General features: G+C 71.9%; 12 protein-coding genes, 1 pseudogene and 1 riboswitch. Of the genes and pseudogenes, 5 read left to right on the top strand and 8 right to left on the bottom strand.

The genetic code is table 11. The features are described from left to right. Nucleotides 1–75 precede the first annotated feature (75 nt). On the bottom strand, nucleotides 76–336 hold the full coding sequence (locus OHB41_RS28155) for a hypothetical protein (RefSeq protein ID WP_266700907.1): 261 nt from the start codon (nucleotides 334–336) through the stop codon (nucleotides 76–78). Next, a complete protein-coding gene (locus tag OHB41_RS28160) occupies nucleotides 323–1,693 on the bottom strand; it encodes a PspC domain-containing protein (RefSeq protein ID WP_266700908.1) in 1,371 nt (456 codons plus the stop codon). The genes OHB41_RS28155 and OHB41_RS28160 overlap by 14 nt, the downstream gene beginning before the upstream one ends. 142 nt (nucleotides 1,694–1,835) lie before the next feature. Between OHB41_RS28160 and OHB41_RS28165 the strand changes: the two genes are divergently transcribed. Both OHB41_RS28165 and OHB41_RS28170 read left to right on the top strand, forming a co-directional pair. Next, a complete protein-coding gene (locus OHB41_RS28165) occupies nucleotides 1,836–3,161 on the top strand; it encodes an ATP-binding protein (RefSeq protein WP_266700909.1) in 1,326 nt (441 codons plus the stop codon). Beyond that, nucleotides 3,158–3,976, top strand: coding sequence for a LuxR C-terminal-related transcriptional regulator (locus tag OHB41_RS28170; RefSeq protein ID WP_266700910.1), 819 nt, complete (start codon nucleotides 3,158–3,160; stop codon nucleotides 3,974–3,976). The genes OHB41_RS28165 and OHB41_RS28170 overlap by 4 nt, the downstream gene beginning before the upstream one ends. A 156-nt stretch (nucleotides 3,977–4,132) precedes the next feature. Here the strand turns inward: OHB41_RS28170 and OHB41_RS28175 are convergent, their stop codons facing one another. Together OHB41_RS28175 and OHB41_RS28180 are read right to left on the bottom strand one after the other, a co-directional pair. Next, a complete protein-coding gene (locus OHB41_RS28175) occupies nucleotides 4,133–4,765 on the bottom strand; it encodes a hypothetical protein (RefSeq protein ID WP_266700911.1) in 633 nt (210 codons plus the stop codon). Nucleotides 4,766–4,882: 117 nt separating this feature from the next. Further along, the gene (locus OHB41_RS28180) at nucleotides 4,883–5,953 is read right to left on the bottom strand and encodes a C40 family peptidase (RefSeq protein WP_266700912.1); all 1,071 of its coding nucleotides are present in this window, start codon (nucleotides 5,951–5,953) and stop codon (nucleotides 4,883–4,885) included. Between the two features lie 405 nt (nucleotides 5,954–6,358). On the opposite strand from OHB41_RS28180, the gene OHB41_RS28185 reads away from it, so the two are divergent. After that, nucleotides 6,359–6,712, top strand: coding sequence for a hypothetical protein (locus OHB41_RS28185; protein ID WP_266700913.1), 354 nt, complete (start codon nucleotides 6,359–6,361; stop codon nucleotides 6,710–6,712). On the opposite strand, the gene OHB41_RS28190 is transcribed toward OHB41_RS28185, so the two are convergent. Both OHB41_RS28190 and OHB41_RS28195 read right to left on the bottom strand, forming a co-directional pair. Further along, nucleotides 6,690–7,667 (bottom strand): tellurite resistance/C4-dicarboxylate transporter family protein, encoded by a 978-nt coding sequence (locus OHB41_RS28190; RefSeq protein WP_266700914.1) that lies wholly within the window; start codon nucleotides 7,665–7,667, stop codon nucleotides 6,690–6,692. The genes OHB41_RS28185 and OHB41_RS28190 overlap by 23 nt on opposite strands. Before the next feature lie 314 nt (nucleotides 7,668–7,981). Then, a pseudogene (locus tag OHB41_RS28195) lies at nucleotides 7,982–9,142 on the bottom strand (C40 family peptidase). Between the two features lie 8 nt (nucleotides 9,143–9,150). Beyond that, nucleotides 9,151–9,322: riboswitch (cyclic di-AMP (ydaO/yuaA leader) on the bottom strand. Between the two features lie 317 nt (nucleotides 9,323–9,639). Between OHB41_RS28195 and pcrA the strand changes: the two are divergent. Then, on the top strand, nucleotides 9,640–12,204 hold the full coding sequence (pcrA, locus tag OHB41_RS28200; RefSeq protein ID WP_266700915.1) for a DNA helicase PcrA: 2,565 nt from the start codon (nucleotides 9,640–9,642) through the stop codon (nucleotides 12,202–12,204). 98 nt (nucleotides 12,205–12,302) lie between these two features. Here pcrA and OHB41_RS28205 read toward each other — a convergent pair whose 3' ends face one another. Together OHB41_RS28205 and OHB41_RS28210 are read right to left on the bottom strand one after the other, a co-directional pair. Next, nucleotides 12,303–13,865: a peptidoglycan DD-metalloendopeptidase family protein gene (locus OHB41_RS28205; RefSeq protein ID WP_266700916.1), complete on the bottom strand. Its 1,563-nt coding sequence runs from the start codon at nucleotides 13,863–13,865 to the stop codon at nucleotides 12,303–12,305. 277 nt (nucleotides 13,866–14,142) lie between these two features. Continuing rightward, complete coding sequence (locus OHB41_RS28210; protein ID WP_266700917.1) at nucleotides 14,143–15,018, bottom strand: esterase/lipase family protein; 876 nt, start codon at nucleotides 15,016–15,018, stop codon at nucleotides 14,143–14,145. 494 nt (nucleotides 15,019–15,512) lie between these two features. Here OHB41_RS28210 and icmB point away from each other — a divergent pair, with 494 nt between their 5' ends. Then, entirely contained in the window at nucleotides 15,513–15,929 is a 417-nt protein-coding gene (gene icmB / locus OHB41_RS28215) for a coenzyme B12-dependent isobutyryl CoA mutase small subunit (RefSeq protein ID WP_099942951.1), read from the top strand. The last annotated feature ends 145 nt before the right edge of the window (nucleotides 15,930–16,074 follow it).

Below are 16,074 nucleotides of genomic sequence, written 5' to 3' on the forward strand. Positions count from 1 at the left end.
CACACAGGACCGTGAGGCCGCGGCGCCGGTGCCGAAGGCCGAGCGGTCCGTTCGTGTGCCGAAGCACCTGCCGGGTCAGCCCGCCACGTGCGAGTCCCCGGGGCCTCTGTTCGCCGCCCCCGAGGCCGCCCGCCGTGCGCCCGCCCTGCGTCGCCGTATGCCGTGGGTCAGGAGCGCCACCGCTCCGGCCAGACAGAGTCCGCCCGTGACGAGCGGGATCATCACGAACCACGGGGTGTCCCACCAGCCGCCCGCGTCACCGGCGTACACGACGCCCGCGGTGGCGAGGAAGAAGCCCGCGACCAGCTTTCCCGGCTGGAACTCATGACGTGCCACGGGTCACCTCCGCCTGGCCGACACCGACGTGCAGGTCGAGGTCGAGGGTTCCGCCGTGCCCGGTGCCGGCCGCGGGGGCCAGCGTCACCTGCTTGAACTTGCCGGGCTCCACGTCCACGTCCTTCTTGCCGTCGCCGGGCAGCTGGATGTCTCCGAGACCCACGTCGATGTTCAGTCTCACGGTCGCGTCCTTCGGGACCACCACTTCGAGGCGGCCCGCCCCCACCTCCGCGCGCGTCGTCACCGTCTGTCCCTTGGCGAGGTCGAGCCGGCCGAGGTCGAGGGTGCCCACGCCGGAGCCGAGTTCGTAGTTCTTCTGTACGTCGGTGACGGCGGCCGGTGTCCAGTCGGTCCGCTTCCAGTGCGTGCTGATGTCCCTCGGCAGGGCCACCGAACCGGCCAGCAGGGCCGCCGTGACCACGGCCAGGAAGAGCGAGCCCGCGCTCGTACGCCCCACGAACGCGCTGAGCGCGATGCCCAGGCCGAAGACGACGAGCGCGCATGACAGACCGATCTGCAGGCTCGAACCGAGCGGCCGGTCGTGCCACGTCAGGCCCGAGCCGAGGCCGCCCGCGACGAGCGCGAGCAGGAACACCCAGCCGCCGATCCAGCGCGGCCCGCGCGGCCGCGGCTCCCTTGCCGCGCGCAGGTCGGGACCCGGTGTGCCGCGGGCGATGTTGACCGCAGCCGCGACATCCCGGTCCCGGGCGTCCCGCGGGCCCCAGAGATAACCCGTGCCGCCGACGTGCGAACCGTCCTTGACGATCGGGTCGCGCCACCAGGAGGGGTAGGAGGCGGGGACGGGCGGGGCCTGCGCCTCGGGCGGGGCGTCGGCCACGGCCTGCGCGGCGAGCGGGTCCGGGTCGGGAGCGCCGCGCTGCTGCGACCAGTACCCCGCGCCCGCGAGGAGCAGGGTGAGGACCACGGCGAAGGTGAGCACCCCGCCGTTGTTGAGCATGGAGAGGAAGACACCGCAGCCGACAAGGGCGAAGAGCACGGCCGTCAGCGCCTGGCCGTCCACGCGGCCGGTGAGGAGCTTGCGCACCTCGTTCTCGTCCTCGTCGTCGTACGGGACGAACAGCCAGAAGAAGCCGTACAGGATGAGGCCGATGCCGCCGGTCGCGGAGAGTACCGCGAGCACGATCCGGAAGATCACCGGGTCCATGTCGCACTGCCGGCCGAGGCCCGCGCACACACCGCCCAGCATCCTGTGCCGCCGGTCGCGCCGGAACCTGTGCGGGGCTTCGGGCGTCACCACGTCGTCGTGCGCGCGCGGCTCACCACCCGTGGCGGTGCCCGGTGGCGGGGCGCCGGAGCCACGGGGCGGCTCCGCTGCCGCGCGCTGCTGATCTGTCATGTGTCCATGGTGACGGGCGGGAAGGCGCGACGGGAGTCGGGACGACCCTGGCCGAACCCTGATATCGGCCCTGACGGGTGCGCGGGGAGCCGTTCGAGGACCGGCTCGTCGAAGATCAGGGGAGTCTCGGGGGTCGACCCTGATGCTCCGGTCGCCCGGCCGTGTGAACATCGTTGGCATGCCGGAAGCCGCAGCAGTGCCTCTCGACGAGCCGCGGCCCCCGCGCAAGCTCTACCGCAGCAGCGACGGACGCTGGCTCGGCGGTGTGGCGCGGGGGCTCGCCGGGCACCTCGGGCTGCCCGTCATCTGGGTGCGGCTGGTGTTCGTCGGCCTGTTCATGGCGGACGGTCTCGGCGCGCTGCTCTACGCCGCCTTCTGGTTCTTCGTGCCGCTGGGCGTCGGCGGGGTCGACTCCGAGCGCGCGTCGGCCTTCACCACCGAGACCGCTGCCGACGGCCGCCGCAGACTCGTCGCCCGCAAGCCGGACCGGGGCCAGATCGTCGCCCTGCTGCTCATGGTCGTCGTGGCCATGGTCTTCGTCGGCAACGTGAACCTCGGAGGCGGAGCCAAGGCGTATCTCTGGCCCACCGTCCTCGTCGGCGCGGGCGTCGCCCTGGTCTGGCGCCAGGCGGACAACGCGCGGCGGGCCCGCTGGGTGGAGGTCGGCCGCCGCCGCCGGACGCTCACGCTGCTGCGGTCCGCGGCCGGTGTCCTGCTCGTCACCGCGGGCGTCACCGGGATATTCGTCCTCCAGGGGTCCGCGGCCCACCTCGGCTCCGTCCTGCAGGCGGCGCTCGCCGTCCTCGTCGGCACGGCGCTCCTCGCGGGCCCCTATCTCGTCCGCATGACGCAGGACCTCTCCGAGGAACGCCTGATGCGCATCCGGGCCCAGGAGCGCGCCGAGGTGGCCGCCCATGTCCACGACTCGGTGCTGCACACCCTGACCCTGATCCAGCGCAACGCGGAGAACGCGAACGAGGTGCGCCGGCTCGCCCGGGCCCAGGAGCGCGACCTGCGGGCCTGGCTCTACAAACCGGAGGGCACCGGCAAGGACGAGGCCGACGAGCCCGCCACCCTCGCCGAGGCGGTCCGCCGCAACGCCGCCGAGGTCGAGGACAAGCACGGCGTCCCCATCGAGGTCGTCGTGGTCGGCGACTGCCCGCTCGACGAGGGCCTGACCGCACAGATGCAGGCCGCACGGGAAGCCATGGTGAACGCCGCCAAGTACGGTGGCGAGGGCGGCGCCGTACAGGTCTACGCCGAAGTCGAGGGAAGGACGGTCTTCGTGTCCGTCCGCGACCGCGGCCCCGGCTTCGACTTCGACGCGATACCCGCCGACCGCATGGGCGTCAGAGAATCGATCATCGGCCGCATGGAGCGCCACGGCGGCACGGCGCGACTGCGCGCGGTGCCGGACGGCGGCACGGAGGTCGAGCTGGAAATGGAGAGGGCGGAGAAGACGTCATGAGCGACGCGAACGGGCCGACCGGACAGACGGCCGGGCCCACCGGCCCGAAGGAACCGAGCGACACCGCGACCGGAGCGGGGGCGGTCGCCGGGTCCCCAGGGGCGAGCGGGCCGGCCGCCGCCGACACCGCCGTGCCGTCCGGAGCCACGGGCGGGCGTCATGTGCGGGTCGTCCTCGTCGACGACCACCGCATGTTCCGTACGGGGGTGCAGGCCGAGATCGGACAGACCGAGCGGACCGGCGTCCAGGTGGTCGGCGAGGCCGCGGACGTCGACCAGGCGGTCACGGTCATCACGGCCGCCCGGCCCGAGGTCGTGCTGCTCGACGTCCATCTGCCGGGCGGCGGCGGTGTCGAAGTGCTGCGCCGCTGCGCCCCGTTGATGGGTGACGCCGAGCAGCCGGTCCGTTTCCTCGCGCTGTCCGTGTCGGACGCCGCGGAGGACGTCATCGGCGTGATCCGCGGCGGCGCCCGGGGATACGTCACCAAGACGATCACCGGGACCGACCTGGTGGACTCCATCTTCCGTGTCCAGGAGGGCGACGCGGTCTTCTCGCCCCGCCTGGCCGGATTCGTCCTGGACGCCTTCGCCTCCACCGACGCCCCGCCGGTCGACGAGGACCTCGACCGTCTCACCCAGCGCGAGCGCGAGGTGCTGCGCCTCATCGCCCGCGGCTACGCGTACAAGGAGATCGCCAAGCAGCTGTTCATCTCCGTCAAGACGGTCGAGTCCCACGTCTCGGCGGTCCTCAGGAAGCTCCAGCTCTCCAACCGGCACGAGCTGACGCGATGGGCGACGGCGCGGCGCCTGGTGTGACACGCCGTCCGCCGGGCCGCGCGGACGGCGGAGATCCCTCGGCGTTCCGCGGCGGACGCACCCCGGCTGTTGCTGGGTGTCCCGCGGCGGACGCCCGAATGTCGCCGGTGTCTGCCGGGGGGCTTCCGCCGGTGTTCTGCGGTGGGTGCCGGACGCCTACCGGTGTTCCGCGGCGGGCGCCGGTCCCAGGATGCGCAGCGCCCACCGGTAGTGGCGTACGGCCTTGGCGATTCCGATGAGACCGGTCATCCACAGGATCAGGCCGATTCCGACGCCCTGGACGACATCGCTGTACAGGCCGTGACCCGCCCCGGCCGGTGCCGCCGCGTCGTAGGACGTCCAGACGCCGATCGCACAGACGCCGAGCGAGGAGAGCAGCCAGAAGAGGCTGAGCCCGGGGGAGCGGAGCCGGGAGTCGGTCGCGGGGTGGCGGTCCAACTCGGTCCAGGCCTGCAGCAGTTCGTGCAGGCGACGGTCGCTGCGGACGGACAGGGCGACGGCGAGGATTGTTGGGGCGAGCGCGGCCAGGCCCAGCAGGGCGAACAGCGGCCCCAGGACGACACCGGTGGGGTCGCGCTGCTCGATCTGCTGCAGCGGCAGCACCAGCAGGGCCCAGCCGACGATCGCCGCGAGCGCCAGCAGCCAGAGCAGCAGCACCCGGTGCACCCCGAGGCTCCGTCCGCGCAGTTCCTCCAGTGCCCGCCCCCGGTCGGCCAGCAGTGTCGCCCGGTCCGGCCAGGAGCGGATGTGCGCGGGCGGCGGAGGCGGCGGCAACAGGAAGCCGGGCATCAGGACCTCTCGGACGACGGAACGGAGTCCGCGTCGACGCTACCGCGATCCACCCCCGCGCCCCCACCCCGCCCATCCGCTCCGGTGTCTTCGCGCCACCCGGGTGGACCTGTGCCCTCAGGCCACCCGGGTGGCTCCCGCGAACGGCATCTCGTCGACGGGCGCGAGACGCACCGGCGCGGTGGGGTTCGGGGCGTGGATCATCATCCCGTTGCCCACGTAGATCCCCACATGGCTGATGCCCGAGTAGAAGAACACAAGGTCACCGGGGAGGAGTTCGGAGCGGGAGACCCGTCGGCCCGCGTTGATCTGGGAGTACGTCGTGCGGGGCAGCTGGACGCCCGCCGAGCGGTACGCGGCCTGGGCCAGGCCCGAGCAGTCGAAGGCGTCGGGACCGGTGGCACCCCAGACGTAGGGGCTGCCGAGCTTCCCGTAGGCGTACGAGACGGCGGCGGCCGCACGGGAGTTGGGGGCCGCGACGGAGCCGGCCGAGGGTGAGGCGGACGCCGGGCCCAGGTCCCGCGCGGCGGACCGGGAGGCGTGCCGCGCCGTGCCCGCCGCCCCGAGGCGCGCCCGCTGCTCGTCGGTGAGCCGTGACAACAGCTGCCGCGCGGAGTCCAGCTTTCCGGTGATCGTCTTCTTGGCCCGCTTCAGCTCCGCCTGACGCGAGGTGAGCGACGTCAGCTCGACGTGTGCGGCCCCGCGCAACTGCTCGATCTCCCGCAGCTGCTTGCGTACCCGGGCCACCGCCCCCGCCTGCCGGTCGCCGACCCGCTCGGCGAACGCGGCCCCGTCCAGGTACTGGTCGGGCCGGTCGGAGAGCGCGAGCTGCAGGGCGGGGTCGAGGCCCCCACTGCGGTACTGCGCCGCGGCGATCGAACCCAGCGCGTCCCGCGCCGCGTTGAGCCGGTCCTCCTTGCGCGCCGTCTCGTCGCGCAGGTCGCGCAGCCGCCGTGACGCCTGGTCGGCCTTCTCCTTCGCCCCGTCGTACTTCTCCGTGGCGACCTCGGCCTCTTCGTACAGCTTGTCGACCCTGGCCTTCACCTGCGCCGGGGACAGTTGCGGCTCCGCGTGCCCCGTGCCCTCGAATCCGGCCGTCGTCGCCGCGCCGGCGAGGGCGATGGTCGCGGCCGTGCGGACCGTATGGCCGCCGAGTGAGCGCTGTCTGGGCTTGCGGTGCGCTGCCACGAGGGCCCACATCCTTCCCGGGGGACGTGACCGCCGAGGAGAGCGCGGTCATCGGTGACGCGTCCGGCGACGGCCCGCACAGGGGGAGCGGGTCGCCGCCGGACCTTTCTCGGCGGTGGTGTCCGACTGCCGCCCCTGGCCCGGGCGGCGGTGGGGAGCCGGGCACCTGGTGGAGGACGCTAAACCTGAGTGTGAGGGCTCGGTAACACCATGTACGGAACTGGCCTAACTGGATCGCTGGGTGACCGTATGTGACCGTGATCCGCGCTCGGCGCCGGCGACTTCACGCAGGGTGATGACCGATGGGAAGGTTCCGGGCCAACCGGGGGTCCTCAGGTGCTACGGGTCCCGAGGGGGTGGGCCGGTGCGAAGGGGGACACCCACCGCCGATTAGGCTCCGGCCCCATGGACGTACTCATCCATCTCTTCGTGGGCCTGCACATCATCGGCATCGCCTCGCTGCTCGGCGGCTTCCTCACCCAGATGAAGGCGATGGGCCGGGGCACCGCCCGGTTCGTCCCCGCCATGCTGCACGGCGCGCTGACCATGCTGGTCACGGGTGTCGTCCTGGTCGGTCTCAACCAGGCCGACGACCACTCGGTCAACACCGTCAAGATCGGCGTGAAGCTGGCCCTGCTGATCGTGATCCTCGGACTGGTCTATGTGAAGCGGGACGACGAGAAGGTCGACAAGGGCCTGTTCGGGCTGGTCGGGCTGCTGACGACCGCGAACGTCTTCATCGCGGTGCTGTGGACCTGAGGGTTCCGGCCGCCACCAGCAGCCAGGCCGCCACCGAGATCCACAGCAGTACCTGCCCGAGCGTCCTGAGCCAGGAGAAGCCGACGGCGTCCGCGACCGTCAGGGCCGCCACCGCCGTCATGGCCATCGGGAACACGGTCGCCCAGCGCCGCACGTCGTACCGCGGACGCCGCCACAGCAGCTCCGCGACGGCCAGCACGGCGTACCAGGCGAGCGTCACCATGATCAGCGCCTGGGTCACCCAGCGCATCACGCCGTTGTCGTCGTAGTTCCACAGATAGATGTCCGCCTGGTAGGCGAGGACCAGTTTCGAGGCGGCCAGCGCCGAGATCGCGAGCGCGCCGCCCGCGATCCAGTGGTCGCCGCCCCCCGTGGCCGTCTCCCGGAAGTCGAAGCACGTCAGCGCCACCACGTAGAGCACCAGGAACCCCAGCCAGAACAGCACCAGCGCCGCGTACGCGAGCCAGTCCGCGCGCGCGGCCCCGGCGAGGGACGCGGCGAGCACCGCGAGGGCCTGTGTGGCCACGCACCCGAGGAACACGCTTCCGGGCATCCGGAGCCGCAGGTTTCGGAGGAGCAGGTAGAGCAGCCCCGGCCACAGCACCGCGGCGAGCGCGAGCAGCACCTCGGCGGCCCCGAGCCACCCCAGGTCGGTCAGCCGGGTGCCGATTACGGCGGTCGCGGCGACCCCGGTGAGCGCGCTCGGCGTGCCGGCCTCCTCCCACCACCGCTCCCGCTCCCGCATCAGGCGGACCGTGAAGTCCACGGCGAACCCGAGCCAGGCGACGGCCGCCAGGACCAGCGCGATCCGGGACACGATCTCGTCACCGGTCTCGTACAGCCCGACCGAGAGGATGCCGGTGGCCAGGACGACGGCCGCGGCGGCGGGCGGGCTCTCCGCCCACCAGGTGCGGAGTCGGACCCACGGGCTGCGGGGCGGCGAGGTGGCTGACATGGCCCCGATGCTAGGGATCCGCGAGCGGGTTGCCCGGGGGGCGCGCGCGTGCTTCACGAATGCGGGGTCGGCCGGACGGGTGCGCGGGGTCCCGGGCGCGGGAGTACAAGTGCGCGGGCGTACGGCGGTACCGGCCCGCGGTGGTGCGGGCGCCGGCACGGGGTGGCAGGAGAGGGCGAGAGCTGTCGCCCTCCCAGGCGGGAGAGGGAGACGCCGGCGCACGGGAGAGGTGGGCGCGGATGGTACGGGCACGCGTGAGGGCACGCGCGCGTGGAGCCCGGGAGACCTCACGCGCGCGTGCCCCGCGCCGGGGCTCACGCCGGGCGCACCACGCTGTGGATGATCGACTCGCCCGCGTAGAAGATCGACTCCTCACGGACGTACGCACCCGGCTTGGGGGCGTGGATCATCATCCCGTCGCCGATGTAGAGGCCCACGTGGCTGATGTCGTCGTAGAAGAAGACGAGGTCTCCGGGCTCGATGGCGGAGAGGGAGACCGTGGTGCCCGCGTTCACCTGGTCGTAGGTGGTCCGTGGGAGGGTGACGCCGGCGGCCTTCCAGACGGCCTGGGTGAGACCGGAGCAGTCGTACGAGCCGGGCCCGGTCGCGCCCCACACGTACGGCTTGCCGATCTGGGCGCGGGCGAAGGCGATGGCCTTGCCGGCCTTGGTGGCGTACGAGGAGTCGGTGGCCGGGGTCCCGGAAGTCCCCGTGGTTCCGGCCGGCGTGCCCGGCTGCCGGGCCGTCTCCCGGGCCTTCCTCTCCGCCGCGGCCCGCTCGGCAGCCAGTTCGGCCGCTTCGCGGTCGGCCGCTTCCTGCTTCTTCTACGCGATCGCGGCGAGCCGCGCCTTCTCGTCGGCGGTCAGCTTCGAGAGCAGGTCGCGGGCCGCGGCGAGCTTGCCCTGGACGTCCGCCTTGGAGGTCTTGAGCGCGTCCTGCGACGTGGTGAGCGTCCGCAGGCTCCGGGAGGCCTCCCCGCGTTTCTTCGAGGTGGCGGCCTGTTCGGCGGCGTAGTCGTCGACGGCCGCCTTCTGGCGGGTGGTCAGACGGTCCATCAACTGGGTCTGGTCGAAGTAGTCCTGCGGGTTGTCGGCCAGCAGCAGACTCGCGCTGCCGGGTGCGGACGCCCCGGTGCGGTACTGCGCCGCGGCGAACGAACCCAGCTCCTCGCGCGCGGCGTTGAGTCTCTCGGTGCGCCGGGCCACGTCGTCGAGGAGGGAGTCGACCCGCTTGCGCTGCTTGGCGGTCTTCTCCCTGGTCGCGTTGTACTTCTCGGTGGCCGTCTCGGCCTGGTGGTAGAGGTCGTCGACCTTCTTCTCGACCTCTTCGAGGCTGGGCCGGGGCTCGGCCGGGGGTGCGGCGTTGGCCGTCTGCGAGAGCAGGGCCACGGAGGTCAGGGCGGCCGTGGCGAGGGCCGGGGTCCGTACGCCCGTCCTGCGCGGGCCGGGGGGACTCCACTTGCGGTGCGACGCCAAGAGAGGCGACTCCTTCCGTCATCCGCCTACCGGGTTAGCTGTCGGGTTCGGGCGGGTACTTCCGGAAGGTTTGCCCTACGGTCCTTGCCCCAGGGGCGGCTGGACCGATTCACCCCAAAGTCGGTTGGGTCCCCGGCTCCGGTCGCCGCACGGGCGCGCCGGACTCGGCGGAGGCCGCTCGGCCCGGCGACGTTCGCCGGTTGCCGTCGAGCGGTCTGCCCGGCACGCTAGCCAACGCGTAAGTGTTCTGTGAAGTTTGATGTGCGATATGCCCGATACATTTTCGTGACCTGAACCGCCGGGGCGCCCGGAGTGGCCGACCGTAGTGGGGCGGTGCCGCAAGGTGAGGGCGCATCGGGGCGGGAGGGGCGGCCCGTTTTCCGTGGGCGCGCCGGACCGGACTCCGTGGTGGATCCAGCCTGGACTCCGTGGGAAATCCGGCCCAGTTTCCGGGGTGGCGGCGGGTTGTCAGTGCGGCCGCCTAGACTCGGAGAGCGATGAGCAGCCTCTTTGATGACAGCTTCCTGGCGGACCTCAGGCCTTCCGGGGCCCATGAGGAAGAGTCCCCGCCGCCGCCCGAGGACGAGGCGGCGGAGCCGCTTCCGGACGACCTGTTCGGCGGCCGCTTCGACGTGCCCCCGGACCGCGACGCGTACTACCGCGACGGCGCCCACCGGCCCGCCGTCGACCCGGCGGCCCTGCTGGACGGGCTGAACGAGAACCAGCGCGCGGCCGTGGTGCACTCCGGCTCCCCGCTGCTCATCGTGGCCGGCGCCGGCTCCGGCAAGACCCGGGTGCTCACGCACCGGATCGCGCACCTGCTGGGCGAGCGCCATGTCCACCCCGGCCAGATCCTCGCGATCACCTTCACGAACAAGGCCGCGGGCGAGATGAAGGAGCGCGTCGAGCAGCTCGTGGGCCCGCGCGCCAACGCCATGTGGGTGATGACCTTCCACAGCGCGTGCGTGCGCATCCTGCGCCGCGAGTCGAAGAGGCTCGGCTTCACATCCTCCTTCTCGATCTACGACGCCGCCGACAGCAAACGCCTGATGGCCCTGGTCTGCCGTGACCTGGACCTCGACCCGAAGCGTTTCCCGCCGAAGTCGTTCAGCGCCAAGATCTCCAACCTGAAGAACGAGCTGATCGACGAGGAGGACTTCGCCGGCCAGGCGGCGGACGGCTTCGAGAAGACCCTCGCCCAGGCCTACGCGATGTACCAGTCGCGGCTGCGCGAGGCCAACGCGCTCGACTTCGACGACCTGATCATGACGACGGTCAACCTGCTCCGCGCCTTCCCGGACGTCGCCGAGCACTACCGCCGCCGCTTCCGCCACGTCCTGGTCGACGAGTACCAGGACACGAACCACGCGCAGTACGCCCTGGTCAGGGAGCTCGTGGGACCGGCGAGCGGCGATCGTCCCGAGGACGTGCCGCCGGCCGAGGGCGACCTCGGGCCCGCCGAGCTGTGCGTCGTGGGCGACGCCGACCAGTCGATCTACGCCTTCCGCGGTGCGACCATCCGCAACATCCTCCAGTTCGAGGAGGACTACCCGGACGCGACGACGATCCTCCTGGAGCAGAACTACCGCTCCACCCAGACGATCCTCAGCGCGGCCAACGCGGTCATCGAGCGCAACGAGTCGCGCCGCCCCAAGAACCTGTGGACCAACGCGGGCGCGGGGTCGAACATCACGGGCTACGTCGCCGACACCGAGCACGACGAGGCACAGTTCGTCGCCGACGAGATAGACCGTCTCACCGACGCGGGCGAGGCGAAGGCGGGCGACGTCGCGGTCTTCTACCGGACGAACGCCCAGTCCCGTGTCTTCGAGGAGATCTTCATCCGCGTCGGCCTGCCCTACAAGGTCGTCGGCGGTGTCCGCTTCTACGAGCGCAAGGAGGTCCGGGACGTCCTGGCCTACCTGCGGGTCCTGTCCAACCCCGAGGACTCCGTCCCGCTGCGCCGGATCCTGAACGTCCCCAAGCGAGGGATCGGCGACCGCGCCGAGGCGATGATCGACGCCCTCTCGCAGCGGGAGAGGATCAGCTTCCCGCAGGCTCTGCGCCGCGTCGACGAGGCGTACGGCATGGCGGCGCGCTCGACGAACGCCGTGAAGCGGTTCAACACGCTCATGGAGGACCTCCGTACGATCGTCGAGTCCGGCGCGGGCCCGGCGACGGTCCTGGAGGCGGTCCTCGAGCGCACCGGCTATCTCGCCGAGCTCCAGGCCTCCACCGACCCGCAGGACGAGACCCGCATCGAGAACCTTCAGGAACTCGCGGCCGTGGCGCTGGAGTTCGAGCAGGAGTCCGGTGGGGGCGAGGACGGTGCCGGAGCGGCTGCCGGGACCGCGGCGGCCGACGAGGCTGGAGCGGCCGGCGGGGCTGGAGCGGCCGGGGCGGCCGGCGGGCTCTCCGAGTTCCTGGAGCGGGTCGCGCTCGTCGCCGACTCCGACCAGATCCCCGACGAGGACGACGGCAACGGCGTCATCACCCTGATGACCCTGCACACCGCCAAGGGCCTGGAGTTCCCGGTCGTGTTCCTCACCGGCATGGAGGACGGGGTCTTCCCGCACATGCGTGCGCTGGGGCAGGTCAAGGAGCTGGAGGAGGAGCGGCGGCTCGCGTACGTCGGCATCACGCGCGCGCGGGAGCGGCTCTATCTCACCCGCTCGTCCATGCGCAGCGCGTGGGGCCAGCCCTCGTACAACCCGCCCTCCCGCTTCTTGGAGGAGATCCCGGACACGCATCTGGAGTGGAAGCGCACGGGCGCGACGGCTCCGGTGTCCTCGGGGCCCGTCTCGGGGGTGGCGGCCTCGCTGTCGTCCTCGCGCTCGCGGTCCGCGGCGTCCGGGGCCTCCGGTTTCGCGACGCGCCGCGGGGCCTCCGAGAAGCCGGTCGTCTCGCTGGCGGTGGGCGACCGCGTCACCCACGACCAGTTCGGGCTCGGCACGGTGGTCGGCGTGAAGGGCATGGGGGCGAACGCGGAGGCCACGGTCGACTTCGGAGAGCCCAAGCCGAAGCGGCTGCTGCTGCGGTACGCGCCGGTGGAGAAGCTCTAGCCCACGGGGTTCGGGGCCGGGCGGGGGTTCTCGTCCGGTCGCGGGCCCAGGAGCTGGATCACGACGAGCGGGTCACGGCGAGTGGGTTGCGGTGGTGCTCACGTCGGGTCCAGGCCGTGGCTGCGCAGCCACGGCAGGGGGTCGATGGCCGAACCGCCCGCGGGCCGGACCTCGAAGTGCAGGTGCGGGCCGGTCGAGTTCCCGGAGTTCCCGGAGAACGCGATCTGGTCACCGGCCTTCACGACGGTGCCCGACGGCACCGTGTAGCTGGAGAGGTGGCAGTACCAGGTCTCCGTGCCGTCCTTCGCGGTGAGGATGGCCATGTTCCCGTACGCGCTGTTCCACTGCGTCCGTAGGGTTCCGTCCGTCGCGGCCATCACCGTCGTGCCGTACGACACGGGGAAGTCGATGCCCGTGTGCACGGACATCCAGTTGACCCCCGCCTGACCGAAGTAGGCGCTGAGTCCTTTCTGCGTGACCGGCAGGACGAACTTGGGCCGCAGCCGCTCCTTGCGGGCCGCCTCGGCCACCGCCTTCTGCCGCTCGGCGGCCTGCTGGGCCTTGAGGTCGATGCGTTCCTGGGTCCGGCTGGCCCGGTCGGCGAAGTCGTCCGCACCCGCGGACAGGCTCTGGAGCTGGGTGTCCAGCTTGTTGTTGGCGGTGGACGGCTTCACCGCGGTCGCGTCGGACGCGCTGGCCGTCGTGTTCTTGGTGTCGTCCCCGCCCATGGTGCCCACGGAGGCGGCGGCGATACCGGCGACGCCCATCACGCAGGCCGAGGGCACGGCGACGGTGAGCAGCGCGGAACGCTTGGCCGGGGAGCGGCGACGGGAGCGGGAGGCCGGCCGGTTCGCGGCACGGGGGGCCGGAGTGACCTCTTCCATGTCGTCGAGCAGCGGCGTCTCGTGCGCGGGATCGGCGTCCTCGAAGTCGTACGCGTCCGGCAGTTGCTCGAAGGTGGCGGTGGCCTGCTGGTCGAAGGGCTCGGGATCGGCCTGCTGCTCGTACGGGTCGGCGGAGGGCTGGTGTTCGTACGGGTCCGCCGCGGCCTGGTGCTCGTAGGACTCCGCCGCGACCTGGTGTTCGTACGGGTCGGCGGCGCGGTGCTCGTGCGACTCGCCCTGCTGGGGGTGCTCGTAGGCCTCGTACGGGTCGTGTTCCCCGACGGTGTTCCACTGCGTGGCGTCGTAAGCGCCCGTCTCCTGGGTGGGGGCGCTCCACTGCTGCGTCTGGCCGGCCTGCTCGGCCTGGAGCCAGGCGGCCGCGTCCCACTGGCCCGTGGCGTCGGGGCCCGGATGCTGCGCGGGGATGTCGGCGAGCTGCTGGTAGCCGGTCGCCCAGGCGGTGGTGTCGTAGCCGCCGGTGTCGTACGCGGTCTGGTGCTGCGCGGCGTACGGGTCGTAGGACGGTGTCTGGTGGCCGCCGGTGTTCCACTGCGTCGCGTCGTACGAACCCGTGCCGTCGCCGCCCGACATGTCGCCGAAGAGGGGGTCGGTCTCGAAACTCGCGGTCGCGTAGGCGCCGGTTCCGTTGTAGCCGTCGTGCATGGTGAAGTCGCCGTACTGGACTTCCTGGCCGGCGTACGACGCGTAGTGCGCCGAGGCGGCATCGGAAGCCGGAGCCGGGGGGGTCACGGTCCCCGACGGGTGACGGTCGTTCACCAACTTCTCTTTCGCCTCGACAACAGGGGCTGGCAGAGCAGTGCGGCGACTGTACCCGGCGGTATGCGGGCGCGACAATCTTCGGCAGGTTTCCTCCTCTCAGGAAACGGGCATTCGGCCGTCTTTCGGGGGAGTGCGGGCACGGGCTTGGCCTGGCGTTCGATGAACGTTCGAAATTGTGGCGCCTTCTGGCCCGTGTCCGACTCCTGTCCGACCCTCGCCCGGGCCCTCTCCTGACGGTCGGAGAGGGCCCGGGCGAGGGTCGGACAGGACGGCGTCACGCCACGGTGAGGCCACCGGCTTCGGCCACGGCCTCCGCGGCGGAGGTGCGGACGGCCGTCTCCTCGCTGTCGAGCGCCTGGCGTATCCCGGTGGCGACGGCGGGGTGGACCGGCAGGGCGAGATGCCCGATACCGCTCACCTGGACGCTCTGTGCGAGCAGGTCGGGGTGGTCGATGGCGGCGGTCTCCAGCGGGTCCATCAGATGGTCGAGGTCGCTCCAGAAACTCACGAAACGCGTGCGGCAGTCGGGCGCGGGCTCGCGCAACTCCTTGATCACTTCGGAACCCGGGCGCATCTGACGGACGATCGGGTGTGCGTTCATCAGCGGGACGACCCGGGTGCCCGAGTGCGGTGTGCCGAGCGTGACCAGCGTGCGGACCCGCAGGTCGCCGCCGAGGCGCTGCACGTAGTAGCGCGCGATCAGTCCGCCGAGGCTGTGTCCGACGATGTCCACCTGGTCGCGCCCCGTGCGCTCGCAGATGTCCTCTATGTGCCGGCCGAGCAGCTCCGCCGCGGTGCGGATGTCGTACGTCAGCGGTGAGTAGTTGAGCGATTCGATGTGCTGCCTGCCGTGCTGCGCGAGGTTGCGGCGCAGCAGGACGAAGACCGAGCGGTTGTCGATGAAGCCGTGCAGCAGGACGACCGGGGGCTTGGTCTCGGTGGGCAGCCGGGTGGCGTCGGACGGGGCGGGCGCGGGAGAGGTGCGGCGCTCCTGGACGATGCCGGAGGGATAGAGGAGGAGGTGCCCGGCGAGGATCGCGATCTCCAGAGCCGTCGCCTTCAGCAGGGCCACCGAGAGGCCTGTCAGCCTGCCTGGCAACAGGCGCTGACGGAGCGGGAGAACGGGCGACTCTGTCCCGGTGACCTTCATGGCCGACCTCCAGTCGACACGCGAAGGGACCGCTCTGTCCCCCGTGTGCCCTTGTGGAAAGCCGGGGTGGCGGAGGCCGACGGTGCGTTCGCGACGCGTGGTGCGCCGGTGGCGCGGCGGGAATCCCTGCCGTCGTGCTCCCGCCGGTGTGCCGCACCGTCGTCGCGCCTCGTCGGCGCGGTGCCGGTGCCGCCACCTGCTGGCGGCTCTCCTTGCGCAGGCTCCGGTCGTGGCCCGCGCGACGCAGGTTCCTGCGGCGCGTGTGCCGCTGAAGCGCGGAGCGATGCGCGGCGAATGTGTCCCACCGTGTGATTTCCCCCTCGCTCTTCAGCGGGAAACTGCGGTTTGCACGGATCTGACGATAACGTTCGTTCACTTCCCCGGCCGGTGCGGTGCGGGGCGCCTGTGCCGCAGAGGTGCGTCCCGTGCGGCGAGCGGCGGAATGTTCGATACGTGTCGGTACGGGTCGTTGTGGTCCGTTCATGGAGGCAGTGATGGGTGTGGCAGCCGGTCCGATCCGCGTGGTGGTGGCCAAGCCGGGGCTCGACGGCCACGATCGGGGGGCCAAGGTGATCGCGCGGGCGCTGCGCGACGCCGGTATGGAGGTCATCTACACCGGGCTCCATCAGACCCCCGAGCAGATCGTCGACACCGCGATCCAGGAGGACGCCGACGCGATCGGTCTCTCCATCCTCTCCGGCGCGCACAACACCCTGTTCGCCGCCGTGATCGATCTCCTCAAGGAGCGTGACGCGGAGGACATCAAGGTCTTCGGCGGCGGGATCATCCCGGAGGCGGACATCGCTCCGCTCAAGGAGAAGGGTGTCGCCGAGATCTTCACGCCGGGTGCGACGACCGGGTCGATCGTGGAGTGGGTACGGGCGAACGTACGGCAGCCCGCGGGAGCGTAGCGCCTGGCCGGCGAGGGGCGGGCCGTGCGGGTTTCTGCCCTGGTCGCCCTTGACCGTCCCCGGGTGGGGGGTCGTTGTCCGCGGGTGGGTGGGGCCGGCCGCGCAGTTCCCCGCGCCCCTGCCGGGGCGCTGGGGGCCCCGGCCC

Source organism: Streptomyces sp. NBC_01571 (assembly GCF_026339875.1).
GTDB lineage: Bacteria > Actinomycetota > Actinomycetes > Streptomycetales > Streptomycetaceae > Streptomyces.